Origin of the sequence: Alkalinema sp. FACHB-956, from assembly GCF_014697025.1 — a bacterium.
Taxonomy (GTDB): Bacteria; Cyanobacteriota; Cyanobacteriia; order Leptolyngbyales; family Leptolyngbyaceae; genus Alkalinema.
This window is the reverse complement of sequence record NZ_JACJRC010000002.1, coordinates 85,195-103,271: the sequence shown is the minus strand read 5'-3', so window position 1 is coordinate 103,271 and position 18,077 is coordinate 85,195. Positions and strand designations below refer to the sequence as shown.

Below are 18,077 nucleotides of genomic sequence, written 5' to 3'. Positions count from 1 at the left end.
ATCAAGTAGAAATCTTCAGTCTAGGTTGCTGCTACCACAGTTACTTCTAATTCTAAGATTGAGTATGAGTTGGATTTCTTTTTTAGAGGCGCTATGTCAGTGCCCAGAGTATGAACTTACCCCTCTTGAAATAGAGGTGATGATGTGTTTACAAGAAGCTCAAGGCCAAAGTAAAAACGATCTACTGGAGGCTTACATTCAGTCATATTCTACAATTGAGGAAGAAGCCTTTACCCAACGCCTGAAGAATATCTACAAAAAATTTCAGATTACAGGAAAAGGGCATAAACTACCGCAATTGCATAAGTATTTAAGTGCAAAATACCTACAGCGCCAAAATGGTGACGTCTTTTTCTCTGAGATTGGCTTAAACTATATTTATCCAAGTTTTCCTAAAGATACATTTAGCGCTGCACTCGATTGCTTAATCAACGCTCCCAATCTAGAGAATCGTCAAGTTGATATTCTGCAAACCTTTGCACCCAACTTAGATGACTATTATGAATCTCTAATCCAGTGCGTTCAAAACGATATTCAGATCAGAATTCTATTAGCGTGGCCCTATTCTGAAGCTGCCAAACTGAGAGAAGAGGTTTTGCGACGATATGCTAATGATAGCTTTGGGAGTGAGGCCAATATCCGCGATTATGTGATTGCTAACTTGGAAACGCTAGAAAAAATTATCCAACACTCAAAAAAACCGCACTTCCTTTCAATTAAGCTATACGATACACTGCCTTCTCTGGCAATCTACCGAGCGGGTAATTATATGCTCGCTGCGCCTTTCCTGCACGGATCACTAGCTATCAATACCTTTCAGATAGAATTAAACTTAAACGCAGCCAATCAACTAATCGTAAAGACCTTACAAAACGATTTCGAACTCATGTGGCAAGTTGCACGCCACTTTTCCCCAGATCCCAAGCAGAATTGGAGAAATGATCTGAAAATCCTATTTGTGAATTAGTCAGCATGTTAAAGGCACTTAATGATTTTGAAATCAAATTAATTGATCAGTTTAAATCCTGTCCCATCTTGACTCAGATTGACACGATCGCTTGGGAGGATTTTCTGGAAATTTTAATCCAGCGCAGATTTCTATCCCTCTCAATTGTCAATATTTATGAGTTTGTCATTGATGCACTGACCGCTCCTCAGATTAAACAGACAGTTCGAGGTATCTTGAATGAAGAATTTCCTCGCAATACCAAGGGCATTCCCCTGCCTTCCCATCGTGAATTATTGTTCCAAGATTTACTGAATCTTGGGGCCACTCCTGAAAGAATTTTAACCACACCAGAAACCGAAATAACTCAGACAATCCGGGCAGAAAGCTATCAGTTTCTAGTGAACTGCCTAGGGCAGCACCATTGCCAAATTGGGCTTGTCACATTTCTTCGTTTTTGGGCGGAGGTACTTGTTTCGGTAGAGTACACCTGTTTCTGGCCAAGGATTTCTGAACGCTTATCCCATGGACAATCTCTCCAAAAGCCTAGATCAGAGTTCTATTACTTTCACATGATTCATGACAGCAGGCAGTCTGACATCGGCCAGGAACGTATTTTGGGTGGGCGAACCCATTCTCAAGAGTTGGCTATTCACTTACAACAATTCATTACATCTGAAGCAGCGTTAGAATACTGTATTCAGGCTGAGCATTATGCCTACCAACTTAAATATCAATTCTATGACCAATTTACCAGGTTTTTACAAGTATCTGATGACCAACTAACAATAGGTTCAAGTATGTCGGAGTTGTCGAAAAATTAATCATGACATTCCTAGCGGAGCGTGCGGAGACGATGGAATTCTAGTTTTAAACTCATCCAGAACCGTCTCAAAATATTGCACAGCGATCGAGACTCTGCTCAAAGGAATTTGAGCATCCTATAGGGTTCTATTTTTTCAAGGTAACAGCGTAGGCTAGGCGATCGCCACTGGAGAGCGTTTCGCCGTAGAGAATAGGCCGATCGCCCGTATAGGCCGTATGGTGATAGACCAAAATGGGACTGCCGAGGGGTAAACCTAGATCCGCAGCGGTTTCTGAATCGGCTTGGCGGCAGGACAGTAGCGCATCGATGCGATCGACGCTAATGCCCTGCTGTTCCAGTAGGGGAAAGGTCATCTTGTCCTTCAGTTCTGCCGCATAGGTTGCACCTAAATCCGGCACGAGATAGGTAATATCCAAAGCAGCGGCTACTTGGTTCACCATCAGGAACTTTTTCTGAAGGTAGACTTGGGTCACTTCCGGCGGCAGGGCTAGGGTTTGGCGCACGGATTCCGGGGGCGGGACGGCTTGGAATAGGAGGGTTTGAATGCGCGGGGTTAATCCCTGGCGTACCATGTCTTCGTTAAACCAAACGAAGGGACTGGAGAGAGAATAAATTGCCCGATCGTGGGTCGTCACAAAGACCCCTTTGCCATGGTGGGATTGCACTAACCCCTGCTGAACCAGATTCGCGATCGCCCGTCGAATGGTAATGCGACTCACGGTAAATTGCGCCATCAGTTGGGCTTCGCTGGGCAGTCGATCGCCGGGTTGATAGGTTCCAGCTTCGATCTCCGATCGCAGTTGTTCGGAAATCTGTTGATGTAAGGGGAGGGACACCCTGCGCGATCGAGACCAAGCCATAGATCCAAGCTATTTTCCAGACATCTTTTCCCTATTGTTCACTAACTTGATCTCGTTGATCAGCACTCGGGAGAGAAACAGCGAAATTCAGGAGAATCAGGTAAACTAGTTAGTAAATTTGATCTGAATGATCGGTTTTGCTGGGATTGCTTCTTGGGTTTATATTGCTTCTTGGGTTTATCATGTCTGACCTCATCCTATTTTGGCACCGTCGAGATTTGCGCATCGCCGACAATGTGGGGTTGGCCATGGCTCGCCAAAAAACACGCAAAGTCGTGGGGATATTCTGCTTAGATCCTAGCATTTTGCAACGGGATGACGTGGCTGACGTGCGAGTGGATTACCTGCTAGGCAGCTTACGATCGCTGGCGCAACGGTATCGTGAGGCGGGCAGTCAGTTGTTGTTCCTGCACGATCGGCCCACGGAAGCGATTCCTAAGCTGGCGAAAAATCTAGCCGCAACTGCTGTGTATTGGAACTGGGATGTGGAGCCCTATGCCCAGGAACGGGATAATGCCCTGATTCATGCCCTGCACGACGTGGGCGTTGAAGTCGTAACCGCCTGGGATCAACTGCTGCATACCCCCCAGGAAATCTTCGCCAAAGCCACCCAAGCCCCCTACACCGTTTACACACCCTTCTGGAAAAATTGGCGCAGTCAGCCCAAAGCAGAGCCCTATGCAGAATTAACAGGTGCGATCGGGCTATCAGAAACGGAACAGGAAACAGTCCAACGAACGGGTGTAATTGAATTACCAACGTTAAAGGAATTAGGATTCAGTTGGGATAATGGGCAGATTTTGGAACCGGGTGAACTAGCAGCGCAACAACGGTTAAACGAATTCACCGAGCAACACATTGGTGATTACGACACCGAACGGAACTTTCCCGCTAACTCCGGTACCTCCACCCTCAGCCCAGCCCTCAAATTTGGCACGATCGGGATTCGGACCGTTTGGGCCGCGACACAAACCGCCATGGAACAGGCCCGCAGCGAAGAAACCCAAGGGGGCATTACCACCTGGCAGCAGGAATTAGCATGGCGGGAATTTTACCAGCATGTACTCTTTCATTTTCCCGAACTAGAGCAGGGAGCCTATCGCGCTCCGTTTAAGAATTTTCCCTGGGATAACCAGGAAGACCGCTTTCAGGCTTGGTGTGAAGGCCGAACGGGATATCCGATCGTCGATGCAGCTATGCGACAGTTGAACGAAACGGGCTGGATGCATAACCGTTGTCGCATGATTGTGGCCAGTTTTCTCACCAAGGATTTGATTTTAGATTTTCGCTGGGGGGAAAAGTATTTCATGCAGCGGCTAGTGGATGGGGATCTGGCGGCGAATAATGGGGGGTGGCAATGGAGTGCATCCAGTGGGATGGATCCCAAGCCCCTGCGAATTTTTAATCCCGCCAGTCAGGCGCAAAAATTTGATGCCGATGGGGAATATATCCGGCGCTGGCTTCCCGAACTGCGCAGTGTCGAGACTGAAGAGTTAATCTCCGGCAAGATCGACAAAGGCAGCCGCGATCGGTCGGGATATCCCCAACCGATCGTCGATCATGCAGTCCAACAGCGGATTTTCAAAGAGCGCTACGCTGCACAAAAGGCCAGTACAGAGGGTGCTAAAACCACAATATAAAAATTCAACAAAAAACGCGATATGAATCCAATGCAGAATCACGATCGCGTTATATGAGTTAATTCTAATCAACGGCTTGCAACAATCGTATTGACAACGTCTTGTTTAAGCGTAAACAACGCTGGAATTATTTAGCATTGACCAATTCGCTAGCATCAGGAGCCACTGCACGGGAACGACGGGTAAACAACCGGAAATACAATGACTGGAAAAACTCATGTATGGGAAACACCAGATAGGTGATCGGATTGATCGTCACAATGATGTTGCGAACATCCCGCTTGGCCAAGGCCACGATCGCCCAAGCTACCCAGCGGGCTGACATAATGCCGTAGGGATTCAACGGACTCTTAAACGGCCCCAGGATTAACTTGCGAATAATGCAGGGCGCATCCAACCGCTGTAACGTGAGCAAATCTCCTACGGTACGTTTGGAGAGTTCATAGAGCGGACTAAAGGCCGGATTGACTTCCGCTTCCGAGGTGTTCACCCACAGTTCCTTCGTAGCTCTGTCCGTTGGGCCTGTCACTGTGCTGAAAAAGGCATTGGCCAGTCGCAACACCGAAAAGGCATTGACTTCATAGATTTCCTGGATGGCCTGGGCCGATCGATCGCCATAGACGTTCATGCCATGGTTGATGACCAAAATATCCACATCCTGAAGCTGAGCGACTAAATCAGCCTCGGCCCCAAGCTGCCAACGCTGCACCCGAACTTCTGGGGGGAATTCTGCGCCGGGACGGGTCGTGAGGGCGACCACTTGGGCTCCCTGCTGGCATAGCTCATCAATCAGTGCCCGACCCATCCCGCCGGAGGCCCCCGTCACCGCAACGACCTTGCCTTTCAGGGCCAAACTGGTTCCCAACAGGCGATCGACAAAGGTGAAATGCCCACAATAGTAAGCATTCATCTCGTCGAAGTGGTGTCGCCAATGGTAAGAGCGATTCACCTTCCACTGACTGGGAATCGTGACCAATGCACCGGGCTTATGGCTGAAGTCCGTTTGCAGCAACCAGCCTTGGGAGCGAGCCGCCGCAGGAATCAAAAAGGCCAGGGAATACAGGCACCCAAACCACATCCCCAGTTGCGCCGTCAATACAGCGGCCAGGGCCGTCACTCCCATCATCGCCAGAGATTCCGGCACATCATTATAGAGTTGCGCCTGTTTATAGTTCTCTAGAGTCGTCATCGTCAGATCTCGACGATAGGCTTTGTGATGGGCCATATGGTGCCGCTTTAACGGTTGCCAGTAGTGCCCCGCAATATGGTAAATGTCCCGCGTCACTTCAGCCAGGATGACTGAAACAACGCCCCACCCAATCAATCCCCACAGTAACTGCATGAGTCGTTATACTCGGTTGTTGATGTATTCAGCTTTTGATAACTATCTTAAAGTTGAAGATGATATGTTTACACAAATTAATGGGTCTACATATTACATCATAACTATACAGCTATGCAAGGATTAAAGAAAGTTGCCTTTCGGCTACACTGAAGGCGATCGAAATGCCTTTAGCTGTGCAGTTTTCACGAGTGATGGGCATCCCAGCAAGTGATATTAGGCTGACCTGAGGGCAGTTGTAGGACTGCACGCACCAGCGGATGGATGGACTAGCAGGGAGAGAGGCAAGCGAGGCGGTTGGCTCCTATGATGAGTATTATAGGAGCCTTGACAAGCAATCGATGTAGAGGAATAGCCCCAGGGGTTGCAGTCTTGCTAGCGAGAACTGTCCTGCTGTAATTGCTGAATTTGCTCGATCGACCAACCCGTTGCCCGGACAATCAGATCAATCTCTGCGCCTTCCCGTAATAGGCTGATGACCAGCGATCGGCGACCTTCCTGAAGACCTTCTTGCCTGCCTTCCTCGCGACCTTCCTGACGCCCTTCCTCGCGGCCTTCTTCCAAGACGGCTTGATAGGTAACGGACTCGCGCAAACATCCCTCCGAATGATTCGACCAATCAACTCTCGTTCTAATACTAACCCACCGAGTAAGTAGGCTGCACCCAGTAACTCATGCTGCTGCTCTGGGTTGTTAACCTGTTTCATGGCTTGTACCGCATCGCGCAAGGTGCGTTCGGGGTTATCGGTCTGGCCGAGGGCGGCAAAGGGCAATAGACCGGGAGCCTGCATGAGTTCTGTGACGGGAACTTCCCAGATCCGAATGACGTTGTACTCGGCGTACATGCCTGCGATTTCGAAGTAGTTTTGCTGGACGAGGGGGGAATCGATTTTGCGTAGGTAGATGACGACTTGATGGATGGTTTTATCGGGGGCTTTGCGGTGGATGCGCAGGCGATAGTCGGCAAGGCGCATGGGCATGACTTGGGTGGGGTCGGTTTGCCATTCTACGTGCAGGATGTCGGCATCGCCTTCGAGTAAAATCAGGTTATCGGCGCGGATGGGTTCGAGGGACAGTTCGGTGGGTTTGAGAAGGGTGGATTGAATGGGTCTGCCGAGGAGCCATTGGGCAATGTCTTCGGGAAATTGTTCGGCTAGTCGCCGACAGGTGCTATCGAAACTCATCTTTTGATTGTAAACCCCATCCGTTCTCGGGTAAGCCAGTTTTTGGGAAGGGGGGAGAAGTACGATCTAAGTCTTATTAGGACGATCGTACCTCTGCAATTTAGATGTCCCACAGGAACAAGAGATCGCCTGCTGTAAAACCTAATGGCTTTTGTCCAACAAGAACCAATCTGTCCGATCGCCCATCTGCTGCGCCAAGACCTGATCGACCCCTGGCCCATACAGATAACCTCCTATTAACCCGGCATCAGATGTTTTCATCATCTAAAACTTATATAGAATCCATTTGAGATTTACGGCTAGAATCTTGATTCCGCAAGGCTTGTAGGCGAATTCGAGAATCTGCCTTGAAATGCGCTCCCAGAAAGGACTACAGCAAAGATCCCAAATGGGTTCTATATTCTCTAGAACTGGTTCTCAGAGCCTCAATCTAAAGATGAGATAAATTTAAAGATGCACGATCAAATAGTGCCGGTTTAATATAGCTCCCAAAGCAAGTTTAGGGGATGTCGCGACCTAATCTAGTTCTTCTTCAATGCGCATTGAGTTAATAAACTCACTAAATGAATGAGCAACTAGGCAAGTATTGTAGAAGGGGTCCTCTAGATCTTCATCATCAGGATCGTGAAGTTCTTCTTCGAAATCCCAAAAATAAATTTCACCTTTAATATCCTCAGCTATCCCAATGCAAATGATGTTATCTCCGGCATCACTAGCGATCGGAAGCAACCCATTAGGAAGTCTATCTTTATAGTTATTTATATACTGATGACCAATATCTCTAGCTTCATCGTATACAATCCCCCAAAAAAGGTCGATCGACTTCCAATCTTCTCCAAAGCACTCTTCTATTAAAGGAAATTCAACATAGTTATCGAATGCAATTACATTATAATTCATCAGAAATTCGGTGTAGTCTTGAGGTAACTGATGTTGTATTATTTTTTCCAGCGCGAAAATATCCTCGATCTTAACTGTCTTAGCATCTTCATACAACCAATATATGGCTAGCTCACCGAGTTTCTGTGAATACTGATTCATGATCTACCTCTTTATTATCAAAGGAACTTTGTCTGAATTCCTAATCGTCTTTCAGCATTTCAACAATAGATAAAAATTCAAGCTGCTCTACTATATCTTACCTGCCTTTTTAAGGGAAGCACCTCCTAAATGAGGGGTATTTCCATGTAATGCTGTAGGCACAAGTTGCATCGTTTGACCATCTTCGACATGGTGCCATGTTAATTGGTTCTGTTGACGAAATCTCGCAGATGCTGCTCCATTTGGGGTTCCATTTTTAAATAACCAACCTTGTTGTTCTGCAAATAATTTATCTGCCTCTCTAAAGTCCGCCTTTTTCCCTGTCATGTTAGGTAACGAAATCTTCCCTTTCTCCCAGGCTGAAAAATCTGGAAATCCTTTCTTAAAAGGAACCCCAGAGCCTTGGGTAAGTTTGTTGACATCAGGCTTATTAGAGTACCAGATTGATTCGCCAGGGATATCGTCCCAGTAACCACCAGTCTGAGGTAATCGTCGAGCCATTTGTGCTCGGTTATGAACGAGTACCCCCAGGCAAGAGACTGCATAGTTGTGCAATCCTTCTACCATGAGGTTGTAGACGATCGACGCTTGAGATTGGCGATCGTACCTCTGCACAACTGAGATTGACCCGTCTTTAAGGAACAATCGATCGCCGATCTATAAGTGTTGTGCTTCAATCCAGCGACCACCTGCAAAATAAGCTTGTTCTTCCAGAGGAATTTCTGTTGCGCTTGGACGGAGGTTTAAGGTTTCATTCCCGATGACCCAAAATGGATGGGTTGCTGTTGCTTGAATGATTTCACCCGCAACAACTAGAGTAATAATATCTCCCGCATATTCATGCACTAACGGCTGAAGAACAGTTCTGAGTTCCCAAGTTGAAGCATCGTGATGATATGACCACACCCGATCGCCTTTTTGAATTGATTCAATAGGAGTCATCCCTGTTTCAGTCAGAACCAAGGTTCCCGCAACAAAGCATGTGCTTAGGGGCTTTGCAGTACTGCGCAACAAATCATCAATACAATCTTTACCCAAAATACTCAGCGTATCTGCTGCATTTCCGCCAAGCTTAAAGAGTTTATCTTTCCCTTTGATTAAAGCTTTCCCAAGAGCCGTTGAAGCACCCCGTTTAAGGCCATGTTCAGCCCCCTTCTTAACCAGACCTACTCCACCAGTTAAGGCTACTTCAGTTGCAGCTTCTCTCAAGACTTGATTGGGGTCAGGATGATTGTCTCTTGCATTCATCGGTGCTTGAGCAGGCTCCGGCTGAAGCATATTAGCAGCCAAACCAGCAACAACAGGCAAAACAACTGCTGCTACAGCTATTTCACCCGAGGGGTCAGTCGCCATGGCAGGACTATTCCCTACATAGCGATACAGATTGCTATCACCTGCTGCAAAGCCTAACGGGTCTTGTCCAATGAACCGTCCCGTATTGGCATCATAATACCGAGCACGATAGTAATACTGTTGCGATTCCCCATCCCACTCCCGTCCAGTAAAGCGATAGCGCGTATCCACCCCAGCATTGCCCGACTCACCCACCAGCTTACCAAAGGCATCATAGGTAAAGCTTCTCTGAATCACACCACTATCATTAATCAACGCCCTCGTCGAACCCAAATGATCCGCCAAGAACCAATCTGTCCGATCGCCCCCCTACTGCGACCAGACCTGATCGACCCCTGGCTCCTATAAATAGGCCTTACCCAGCCCCGTTGCTATAGCTACAATCCCGGATTTGACATTAGGGCAATTGCAGGACTGCACGCACCCAGAGCGGATTGATGAGATAGGATTGCAGTTGCGGCCCCGTAGATCGCAGCGATCGCAGGGCACTCGGTTGCAAATCCAACTCTCGATAAATCCGATCGCAGGGTTCTCCGGGAATAGGTCGGCGATCGATGATGCGGAAACCGACTTTATCGTAAATCGTCTGGGCTTTAGCTTCGTTGGGATCCGTAGAGGTATAGAGGCGCAGGTAGCGTTTTCCAGCGAGTTTTGCTTTGTTAATTGCAAAATTGAGGAGATCTTTCCCGATTCCCTGGCCCCGACAGGCCGGATCAACACAGAACATGGCAATCCACAGGGCTTCGTCGGCGTCTTCCCGATGGTTATACAGACCAATCAAACCGACTACTTGAGGGGATTGAGGCTCTCGATCGTCCACAGCAACCCAGTAGTTTAACTGCTGCACTCCTGCGATCAAGAAACCTAAGCGATAGATAAGTTTATTGCGGTTTAAACAAGCTCGTAGGCTCATTTGTTCAAAAATAGTTTTGCTGGGAAACGTTCGATCGAGTACAGAAATTGCGCCATGGAGCGTCACATGGCTAAGCGGTTGAATCAACATAAAAAATCGAAATTAAACAAAAAAGAAACACTAAAAATTGCAAAACAAAGCTAGTGCAATGAACTAAAAGCTCAATTCATTCACACAAAGGTTGAAAACATGTTCAAGACTGAATTTAGTTCGCAAGAATCTGAAAATCAGTAATGAATTCAAAAAATTACGTGAATCCCATAGATTTCTCAACAATTGAGGCAATACTACAAATCAGCTCCATTCAACAGAACTGAATCATATAAAATTCAAAGTCAACAATAAGATTGCAGCCGAAACTCAATTCGATCGTCGTGGCTTTTGAATCTACCAGCAATCAGTAGCCGAACTTTGGTGCACGATCGAAAATTAATCGATACAGTCAAGCCAAGCCCTAGCTAATCATCTTTGCCCGGACTGACGGCCCGTAGAACTTGCTATCAGGACTCAACCACGATCGCTGCTTCTATCCCCAAGCAACTTGCGATTGCAACCCATAACGATCTCCCTAAATTCCCCTAGCTCCTACGGAGAGGCTACGCCAGAAATAGAGAGACTTTGGAAAAATTTAACGAAATCCCCTCAATATTCAGGGGGATCGGATCGGTAGAGTTGCAAACGATCGAAGCAAGCTACAAACTGCAATCCATTCAGCTCGATATTCAGCTACGTATCCGGTATGTCGGGAATTCTCATCAAGAAGTACTTCATAAACTTTGTCCTCCCCAAAAGCCCAAAATGCTCTTAACATCCTAGGTTTGGACTCTGTTTGATACCTACAGGCTAACTCGTTTTACCAGCTTCGTCAAGTTACCATCCTAGGCCAACGGCATCCTTTGGAGGAAATAGATCGGAGTCTAAGTCAGCCTAGAAAGCAAGTGAAATCCTTTCCCCAAAAGTTCTAGGAGACATCACAGTCAATCATTGACAATCCATACATGAATGTAAGATTGGGGGATAAAAGACCATAGATACAGCCATCAGATTTTGCCTAGACTCAACAGACTTGATAGAGATTCAATATTTTTTTAAGAAATGGATACAATACAAGAGGTGAATCACAAATTTCAGAATTATCCCTGAGAGTTGTGGATTCTTGGTGTTACGCAGAAGACAAGAGCGACGCAGAAGATAAGAGGAGAACACAATGGCCTTTGGAGACGAGTTAGCCCAAAAGCTCCAGCCGATCGCGGACTGGTTTGCTTCATTTAATACGCCGGAACCGATCGTTCACTGGGGCCATCCTGTGATGATGGGGATTGTGGCATTTGTCATGGGCGGAGCCGTAGCCCTGGCAGGCTGGAAAGTCCGCACCTCCACCGATGAAGAAGTGGTGGACAAAAATCGCCAACTGCACCGCAAAACCGCCCCCTTTATGACGATGTTCATCGCCATGGGCTACACCGGTGGAATTTTATCCTTAGTAATGCAGGGTAAATCCATTTTGGAAAGCCCCCACTTTATTACGGGTACGCTGGTGGTGGCGTTACTGATGGCCAATGGGGCTATTTCTTTCTTCGGCATCAAAAAAGGTGTGGAAGGGGCCCGGAATGTTCACGCTTACCTGGGTAGTGGGATCATGGTGTTGCTCGTGATTCATGCAGCATTGGGGCTCAAGCTGGGGCTTTCTATCTAAGTGGAGGCTTGTCATCTAAGGTAGTTGACGGGTAACTGACGGTTTCAGTCAGTCTTACCAAAGCCTGCAATTGCAATGAAAAACCTTCATTTACAAATTTCATCGACATAAATTGATGACTGGAGGGCGTTCTCAGGAGCGCCTTTTTTCATCGGTTCAAGGCATCCCAGAAGCTGGGCACTGAGCGATCGATCGCCGCACTGCCCTGATGAATCTTCTGTGGAGAACCCACATCGGGACAGAAATTCCGGTATTTTAGGTAGAGCCAAGGCGACCCTTGGTGCTGTTTTGCGGAACCCACGAGAGAATTGATTATGAGTGAAGCTGCGCTGCCTGCGGTGATTCAAGCGATGCTGAAGCCGGAGTTCTATCCCCATCCGGTGAAGGAGCCGATCCAACTGGTGCAGACCCACATTTCCTATGTGCTGCTGACGGGTGACTTTGTTTATAAGCTGAAAAAGCCCGTGAACTTTGGGTTTCTGGACTTTTCAACCCTGGAAAAACGGCAGCATTTTGCCCAGGAGGAAGTGCGGCTGAATCAGCGGGGTGCAGCGAAGTTGTATCTAGATGTGGTGCCTGTGGCGCAGTCGGGGGAGGCGTTTCACCTGGGTGCTGAGGCTAGCGAGACGGGTGAGGTCGTGGAATATGCCGTGAAGATGGTGCAGTTTCCCCAGGAGACGCTGCTGAGCGAGAGGTTCGATCGCGGGGAACTGACGGAAGCCGACATTGAAGCCCTAGCCAAGCGGTTGGCCGCCTTTCACGCCCAATCCACCACCAATGACTATATCCGCAGCTTTGGCACTGTAGACAAAATTCGCCAAGCCTTTGATGAGAACTACGCCCAAAGTGAAGGTTACATCGATCGGGCACAAACCCAGGCCCAATGGGATGCCACGAAAGCCTATACCGATCGCTTTTTTGTCGATCGGGCCACAGTCTTTGCCGATCGCAGGACAGCGGACAAAATTCGCGAATGCCATGGGGATATCCACCTGCGCAACATTGCCTGCTGGGATGGCGAGATGCTGCTGTTCGATTGCATTGAATTTAACGAGCCCTTCCGCTTTGTGGACACGATGTATGATGTCGGCTTTGTCTGCATGGACTTGGATGCGCGGGGTCGATCGGACTGGGCCAACCTATTGCTGAATACCTACTTGGAGCAGACGGGGGACTACGAAGGCGTGCAGGTGTTGCCGCTGTACCTAAGCCGCCAAGCCTACGTGCGGGCCAAGGTCACTTCGTTTCTGCTAGACGATCCGGCGATTCCCGACGATGTGAAGCAGGCATCAGCCAAGACCGCAGCGGATTACTATCGGCTGGCCTATGACTACACCCAGGCCACCCAGGGTCGGGTGATTGTGATGGCGGGACTGTCGGGATCGGGCAAGAGCACGACGGCCAAGGCGATCGCTCGGCAGCAGGGGGCGATCCACCTACGATCGGATGCGGTGCGCAAGCAGTTGGCGGGGATTCCCGTGGAGCAACGGGGCGGCGATGAGATTTACACCCCGGAGATGACCCAGAAGACCTACGATCGGCTATTGGATCTGGCGTTGCTGTTGGCCGCCCAGGGGCAAACGGTGATTCTGGATGCGAAGTACGATCGGGTGGCCTTGCGGCAGGCGGTGATTGAGCAAACCCAGGCGGCGGGGATTTCGTTGACGATCGTGGCCTGTGAAGCGCCGATGGACGTGCTGCGGGATCGAGTCGCCGCCCGATCGGGGGATATTGCTGATGCGACGGTGGCCGTGCTGGAAGGCCAGTCTTTTGAGGCATTCACAGATTCTGAGCAAGAGTTCGTAAAATCGGTGAACACAACTGAGGATCTGAAGGCACAATTAGAGCTAGCAAATCTCTAGTCTGTGGCTCGTATTTAACTATGGCTCTCCCACCCAATGATGTTCTCTCTAAAGGTTTCGCCGCTGGCATCCAAGTTTGGCTAATTTTTCTGCTAGCGTTTTGGGTGTTGGGGTATCCGGTGCCGCTCAGCATTTTGCTAGGGGCGATCGGAGGGGTGGCCTCGGGGGTGATCATTGCTTGGTGGGAGATTAAAGAGGAGCCAAAGAAGGCGGAGCCTGTAGAGGACGCGAGTCTGGAGGATGTGGCGATCGTGCGGGAAAACCGCCGTCGCTTCCGGACGTTGTCGCGGCGGGCTCGCCGGAAGCAAGAATTCTCCTGGGAATTGCTTTGGGAGCAGGTGCAGTTCTGGAAGCGGATTTAGGTTTGATCGAATCCCCGATCGCTCTATTCTGAACAAGCTTTCGAGGGAGACTGGTTGACGATCGACTGCATCAGCTCTGAGTTGCTGGATGTAGGTGGTTTCTAATTGCGCGATCGCCAGCCATAGTTACCATGAAATCAACCTTCATTCTCTGCTTTTGCAGCCTCTTAATTCTCTTCGTCAATCCGGTGAATGCCGCTCCCTCCAATGCTCCAGCGGCGGTTTCCGAACAGTCCAACTGGCTGAATACAGAGGCCATTCCGCAAATTCTCTCGCAGCTACGTGACACTAACCTCGAAACCCGTAAACCTGCTGTCTACCAGATCGATCGTCTCGATGACCCCGCTAAAATTGCCATCATTCCCGGCCTTACCGACCTGCTGAAAGACCCTAATCTTGGCATTCGAAAGAGTGCGGCTGAGGCGATATATCGTCTGACGATGCGGGAGTCCTGGCAGCCGGATTCCCAAGTTGTGGCGAAGGTGCTGCAAACGATCCAGCCACTTCTGCAAGATTCCGATCGGAATACTCGTTATGGTGCAGCGATCGCACTGGGTTACATGGGCAAAGCCGAGCTAACCTCAGAACTCATCCCCGAACTGATCACCCAGTTAAAAGATACTAATCCCGAGGTTCGCAGTCAGGCCGCTGATGTACTAGGCACGATGGGCGACGCAGCAAAATCTACGGTACCTGAACTCACCCCTCTGCTGAAGGATACCGTTCCCAGTGTTCGTATCAGTATGGTGTCAGCGTTGGGCGCGATCGGGGTAGAAGTCCCAGGCAGCACTTTATTACTTGAGGAAGTGGTCAGGCATGATCCCGATCCAGCGGTTCGTAAAGCAGCACAGGAGGCACTGGATCACTTATACTACGTTGATCATCAAAGGATTAGAGGGTTGTAGGGGCCAAAGGATCAAGGCAAGTTGCTATTGCAGTGTTGTGATGAAATCCAGTTCTTCGTTATTGATATCCAGCACAACAATGCCTTGCTCCTGTAACAAGGGGTTGCTAGGGCTAGCTAAAGTCGCTACGAATTTTCCTGCTGCAATCAGGCTTTGGGCCAACGCTAGGGTTTTGCTGTTCGGGGCGGCGTAGGCAATCAAGATGATGTGTGCGATCGCTCCAATCATTGCATTTCGTTTCGCAGCCAGTTCAGCTGTTATACGAGGATAGCTGGCGCTAAAGGGCGAAATTAGCAATAAGCGATTTGCACCGATCGCCTGTTTTTGCGCTGGGGAGAGACGCATTTGATGAATACTGCGGGCAGGACAATGAATGATCGGTTGGATACCCCGAAGCAAAATTTTGAGGCAGTCTTGTTCGATCGGGGTATGGAAGCCGCTGATAACGGAAATATTGGCATCTCGCAACGCTTGAGCAAGGTCGTAGGTTTTAAGGATGAGGTCACCAGGACATTGCTTAGAACAGAAGAGGGCAAGGGTTTTGGAACAACTGGGCGGCGTAGCATTCTGGGCAAGCAAGTCAAGATTGCCGATCGCAGCCAGCGGTGGCGCAGTTTTAAAAGCAGCACTGGTTTTTAGGGCAATCGGATAGGTGGCATCCTTGGGAAAAAGGGTTTGTAAATTTGGAGTGGGTGCAGACATAAACGTCAGCAGTATTATGAGTTTATCTGCTTTATATAGCAATCCGATCTGATTTATGAGCAGAATTCGGCCTCAAGCCTTACAGCCTCTGGATAGCTCTCTCACGATTCACGTCGGATTGCTATAGAGATATTTAGCATGGTTTTCCTTCAGTCTTTCACAATGTCTTTTGATAAACCAAGTCTTTCCAGATCCCCACTTACCCTGTAGAAGAACAGCAAAACCTGGATCATGGGATAAACCACAGTACTAGTCTAGATATGTAGCGACATGACTATTAATAGTATTGTTCATTGGAACTACAGTCCTTAATTTATTTACTAGAATCGCCGATCGATCCCGATCGGCGATTAACACTTAAACCCAGCAGTCTAAATCAACAACCTAGATATCTAAATCCGCCAGATTCAACTTCGGCCCATAGGTTTCAATAAACTCCCGACGGGGAGCCACCCGATCGCCCATCAACACCGTAAACACCCGATCGGCCTCAGCCGCATCTTCAATTTCCACCTTCTTCAGCGTCCGCGTTTCCGGATTCATCGTCGTTTCCCACAACTGCTGCGGCATCATTTCACCCAACCCTTTAAAGCGTTGAATGTTGTAATTCGCATTGGCCGGAAACTCAGCAATCCGTTGATGCAAATCCCGATCGCTATAGCAATAGTGATGCTGACGCCCCCGCTCCAGCTTGTACAACGGCGGGCAGGCAATATAGACAAACCCGCGATCGACCATTTCCCGCTGATAGCGATAGAAGAACGTTAACAACAACGTCCGAATATGCGCCCCATCCACATCCGCATCGGTCATGATGATGATCCGGTGATAGCGCAACTGCCCCTCATCGAACTCCTCACCCTTAATCCCCAACCCCAGCGCCGTAATCAACGCCTGGATTTCCGTATTCTTGTAGATCTTGGCATCATCGGTCTTCTCAATGTTGAGAATCTTACCCCGCAAAGGCAAAATCGCCTGGAAGCGGCGATCGCGCCCCTGCTTAGCCGATCCACCCGCAGAATCCCCTTCCACGATGTAGATTTCCGACTCCGACGGATCCCGCGAAGCACAATCCGCCAACTTACCCGGCAACGTCGAAGACTCCAGCACCGACTTCCGCCGCACTAGCTCCCGTGCCCGCCGTGCAGCTTCCGCTGCGTTAAAGGCCTGAATCGCCTTTTCCAGGATCGTATCCGCCACCTGGGGCCGAAACTCCAAATACTCCGTCAACACTTCATTGACCAGGGAATCCACAATTCCCCGCACTTCCGTATTGCCCAACTTCGTCTTGGTTTGGCCTTCAAATTCCGGATCCGGCACCTTCACGGAAATCACCGCCGTCAGCCCTTCTCGGATATTTTCCCCCGCCAAATTGGGGGTATTTTCCTTCAGTTTGCCGCGCTTACGAGCCACGTTGTTCAGCGTCCGGGTCAGCACCGCCTTCAAGCCCTCTAGGTGCGTCCCCCCATCGATCGTACGAATGTTGTTGGCAAAACCCAGAATGTTGTCACTATAGGCGTCAACACACCACTGCATCGCCACTTCCACCTGCACGTTATTCCGCTCAGCGTTAATGTAGATAATTTCCTCGTGCAGCGACTGCTTTTCGCGGTTCATGTAGGTAACATACTCGCGGATCCCCCCTTCATAGAAGTAGGTTTCGCTGTGGGGCTGGCCATCCTTCAGCGCCTTTTCCCGCTCATCGATAAAGATGATTCTGACGCCCCCATTCAGGTAAGCCAACTCCCGCAGACGCCCCGAAAGCGTGTTGTATTCAAACTCGATCGTCTCAGTGAAAATCGAGACATCAGGCATGAAGCGCACGGACGTTCCCGTCTTATTGCCCGCCCCATCTTGAACCATTAGCTCAGTCTTAGGAATACCCCGTTCGTAGCGTTGGGTATGCACCTTCTTATTGCGCCAGACGGTCACTTCCACCCAGTCCGAGAGCGCATTCACCACGGAAATCCCCACCCCGTGCAAGCCCCCAGAGACCTTGTAGCCACCATCCCCAAACTTCCCACCGGCGTGCAGGATGGTCAGCACGGTTTCCAAGGCAGATTTCCCCGTCTTCGGGTGCAGATCCGTGGGAATCCCCCGGCCATCATCCGTCACCGACACCGAGCCATCGGCATGGATGACCACATCAATATTTTTGCAATACCCTGCCAAAGCTTCGTCTACGGAGTTGTCCACAACCTCGTAAACTAGGTGATGCAACCCCCGAGGGCCGGTACTCCCGATATACATCCCTGGGCGTTTCCGCACAGGCTCCAGCCCCTCTAGGACTTGGATCTGTTGAGCGCCATAGTTGTTAGTCATGGGTGACGTTCTCCGTCTGGGCAGGTTTAACGTGGGTTAACTGGGTTGCACTGGATGCCAATGACTCAGTTTTCCTGAAGGGATGGCAGGTTTCCTGGGACTCCAGTGAAGTGCTATCCACAA

At 49.2% G+C, this 18,077-nt stretch carries 18 protein-coding genes and 1 pseudogene; 7 read left to right on the top strand and 12 right to left on the bottom strand.

Annotated features, from left to right (window positions below):
• Positions 1-64 precede the first annotated feature (64 nt).
• Together H6G21_RS03875 and H6G21_RS03870 are read left to right on the top strand one after the other, a co-directional pair.
• Positions 65-967, top strand: a complete 903-nt coding sequence (locus tag H6G21_RS03875; protein WP_190570737.1) for a hypothetical protein — start codon at positions 65-67, stop codon at positions 965-967.
• A 5-nt stretch (positions 968-972) separates the two neighbouring features.
• A complete protein-coding gene (locus H6G21_RS03870; protein WP_190570735.1) occupies positions 973-1,770 on the top strand; it encodes a hypothetical protein in 798 nt (265 codons plus the stop codon).
• Positions 1,771-1,897: 127 nt separating this feature from the next.
• Here the strand turns inward: H6G21_RS03870 and H6G21_RS03865 are convergent, their stop codons facing one another.
• Positions 1,898-2,632 (bottom strand): GntR family transcriptional regulator, encoded by a 735-nt coding sequence (locus tag H6G21_RS03865; protein ID WP_199307004.1) that lies wholly within the window; start codon positions 2,630-2,632, stop codon positions 1,898-1,900.
• Positions 2,633-2,814: 182 nt separating this feature from the next.
• On the opposite strand from H6G21_RS03865, the gene H6G21_RS03860 reads away from it, so the two are divergent.
• Entirely contained in the window at positions 2,815-4,272 is a 1,458-nt protein-coding gene (locus H6G21_RS03860; protein WP_190570733.1) for an FAD-binding domain-containing protein, read from the top strand.
• Between the two features lie 127 nt (positions 4,273-4,399).
• On the opposite strand, the gene H6G21_RS03855 is transcribed toward H6G21_RS03860, so the two are convergent.
• The 7 genes from H6G21_RS03855 to H6G21_RS03825 form a co-directional block, all read right to left on the bottom strand.
• Positions 4,400-5,614, bottom strand: a complete 1,215-nt coding sequence (locus H6G21_RS03855) for a bifunctional sterol desaturase/short chain dehydrogenase (RefSeq protein ID WP_190570732.1) — start codon at positions 5,612-5,614, stop codon at positions 4,400-4,402.
• A gap of 440 nt (positions 5,615-6,054) precedes the next feature.
• Positions 6,055-6,798: an Rpn family recombination-promoting nuclease/putative transposase gene (locus H6G21_RS03850; protein ID WP_190570730.1), complete on the bottom strand. Its 744-nt coding sequence runs from the start codon at positions 6,796-6,798 to the stop codon at positions 6,055-6,057.
• 141 nt (positions 6,799-6,939) lie between these two features.
• The gene (locus H6G21_RS25945; protein WP_277875241.1) at positions 6,940-7,062 is read right to left on the bottom strand and encodes a hypothetical protein; all 123 of its coding nucleotides are present in this window, start codon (positions 7,060-7,062) and stop codon (positions 6,940-6,942) included.
• Between the two features lie 252 nt (positions 7,063-7,314).
• Entirely contained in the window at positions 7,315-7,839 is a 525-nt protein-coding gene (locus H6G21_RS03845) for an SMI1/KNR4 family protein (protein WP_190570728.1), read from the bottom strand.
• Between the two features lie 90 nt (positions 7,840-7,929).
• Complete coding sequence (locus H6G21_RS03840) at positions 7,930-8,340, bottom strand: HNH endonuclease (RefSeq protein WP_190571288.1); 411 nt, start codon at positions 8,338-8,340, stop codon at positions 7,930-7,932.
• A gap of 156 nt (positions 8,341-8,496) precedes the next feature.
• The gene (locus H6G21_RS03830) at positions 8,497-9,429 is read right to left on the bottom strand and encodes an RHS repeat-associated core domain-containing protein (protein ID WP_347277972.1); all 933 of its coding nucleotides are present in this window, start codon (positions 9,427-9,429) and stop codon (positions 8,497-8,499) included.
• Positions 9,430-9,589: 160 nt separating this feature from the next.
• The gene (locus H6G21_RS03825; protein WP_190570724.1) at positions 9,590-10,195 is read right to left on the bottom strand and encodes a GNAT family N-acetyltransferase; all 606 of its coding nucleotides are present in this window, start codon (positions 10,193-10,195) and stop codon (positions 9,590-9,592) included.
• Positions 10,196-11,312: 1,117 nt separating this feature from the next.
• Here H6G21_RS03825 and H6G21_RS03820 point away from each other — a divergent pair.
• The gene (locus tag H6G21_RS03820; protein ID WP_190570722.1) at positions 11,313-11,801 is read left to right on the top strand and encodes a DUF4079 domain-containing protein; all 489 of its coding nucleotides are present in this window, start codon (positions 11,313-11,315) and stop codon (positions 11,799-11,801) included.
• A gap of 148 nt (positions 11,802-11,949) precedes the next feature.
• On the opposite strand, the gene H6G21_RS03815 is transcribed toward H6G21_RS03820, so the two are convergent.
• Positions 11,950-12,102 carry a hypothetical protein gene (locus tag H6G21_RS03815; RefSeq protein ID WP_190570720.1) on the bottom strand — a complete coding sequence of 51 codons (153 nt, stop codon included), beginning with the start codon at positions 12,100-12,102 and terminating at the stop codon, positions 11,950-11,952.
• Between the two features lie 13 nt (positions 12,103-12,115).
• On the opposite strand from H6G21_RS03815, the gene H6G21_RS03810 reads away from it, so the two are divergent.
• The 3 genes from H6G21_RS03810 (at position 12,116) to H6G21_RS03800 (ending at position 14,930) form a co-directional block, all read left to right on the top strand.
• Positions 12,116-13,663, top strand: coding sequence for a bifunctional aminoglycoside phosphotransferase/ATP-binding protein (locus tag H6G21_RS03810; protein WP_190570718.1), 1,548 nt, complete (start codon positions 12,116-12,118; stop codon positions 13,661-13,663).
• A gap of 20 nt (positions 13,664-13,683) precedes the next feature.
• A complete protein-coding gene (locus H6G21_RS03805; RefSeq protein ID WP_190570716.1) occupies positions 13,684-14,025 on the top strand; it encodes a hypothetical protein in 342 nt (113 codons plus the stop codon).
• Between the two features lie 131 nt (positions 14,026-14,156).
• On the top strand, positions 14,157-14,930 hold the full coding sequence (locus tag H6G21_RS03800) for a HEAT repeat domain-containing protein (RefSeq protein WP_190570713.1): 774 nt from the start codon (positions 14,157-14,159) through the stop codon (positions 14,928-14,930).
• 24 nt (positions 14,931-14,954) lie between these two features.
• Here H6G21_RS03800 and H6G21_RS03795 read toward each other — a convergent pair whose 3' ends face one another.
• From H6G21_RS03795 to gyrB, 3 genes and pseudogenes are all read right to left on the bottom strand, one after another.
• Positions 14,955-15,632: a DNA-processing protein DprA gene (locus H6G21_RS03795; protein ID WP_190570711.1), complete on the bottom strand. Its 678-nt coding sequence runs from the start codon at positions 15,630-15,632 to the stop codon at positions 14,955-14,957.
• Between the two features lie 108 nt (positions 15,633-15,740).
• Positions 15,741-15,851, bottom strand: a pseudogene (locus tag H6G21_RS03790) (P-loop NTPase fold protein); the annotation flags it as partial.
• Positions 15,852-16,016: 165 nt separating this feature from the next.
• A complete protein-coding gene (gyrB, locus tag H6G21_RS03785; RefSeq protein WP_190570709.1) occupies positions 16,017-17,954 on the bottom strand; it encodes a DNA topoisomerase (ATP-hydrolyzing) subunit B in 1,938 nt (645 codons plus the stop codon).
• Positions 17,955-18,077 lie beyond the last annotated feature (123 nt).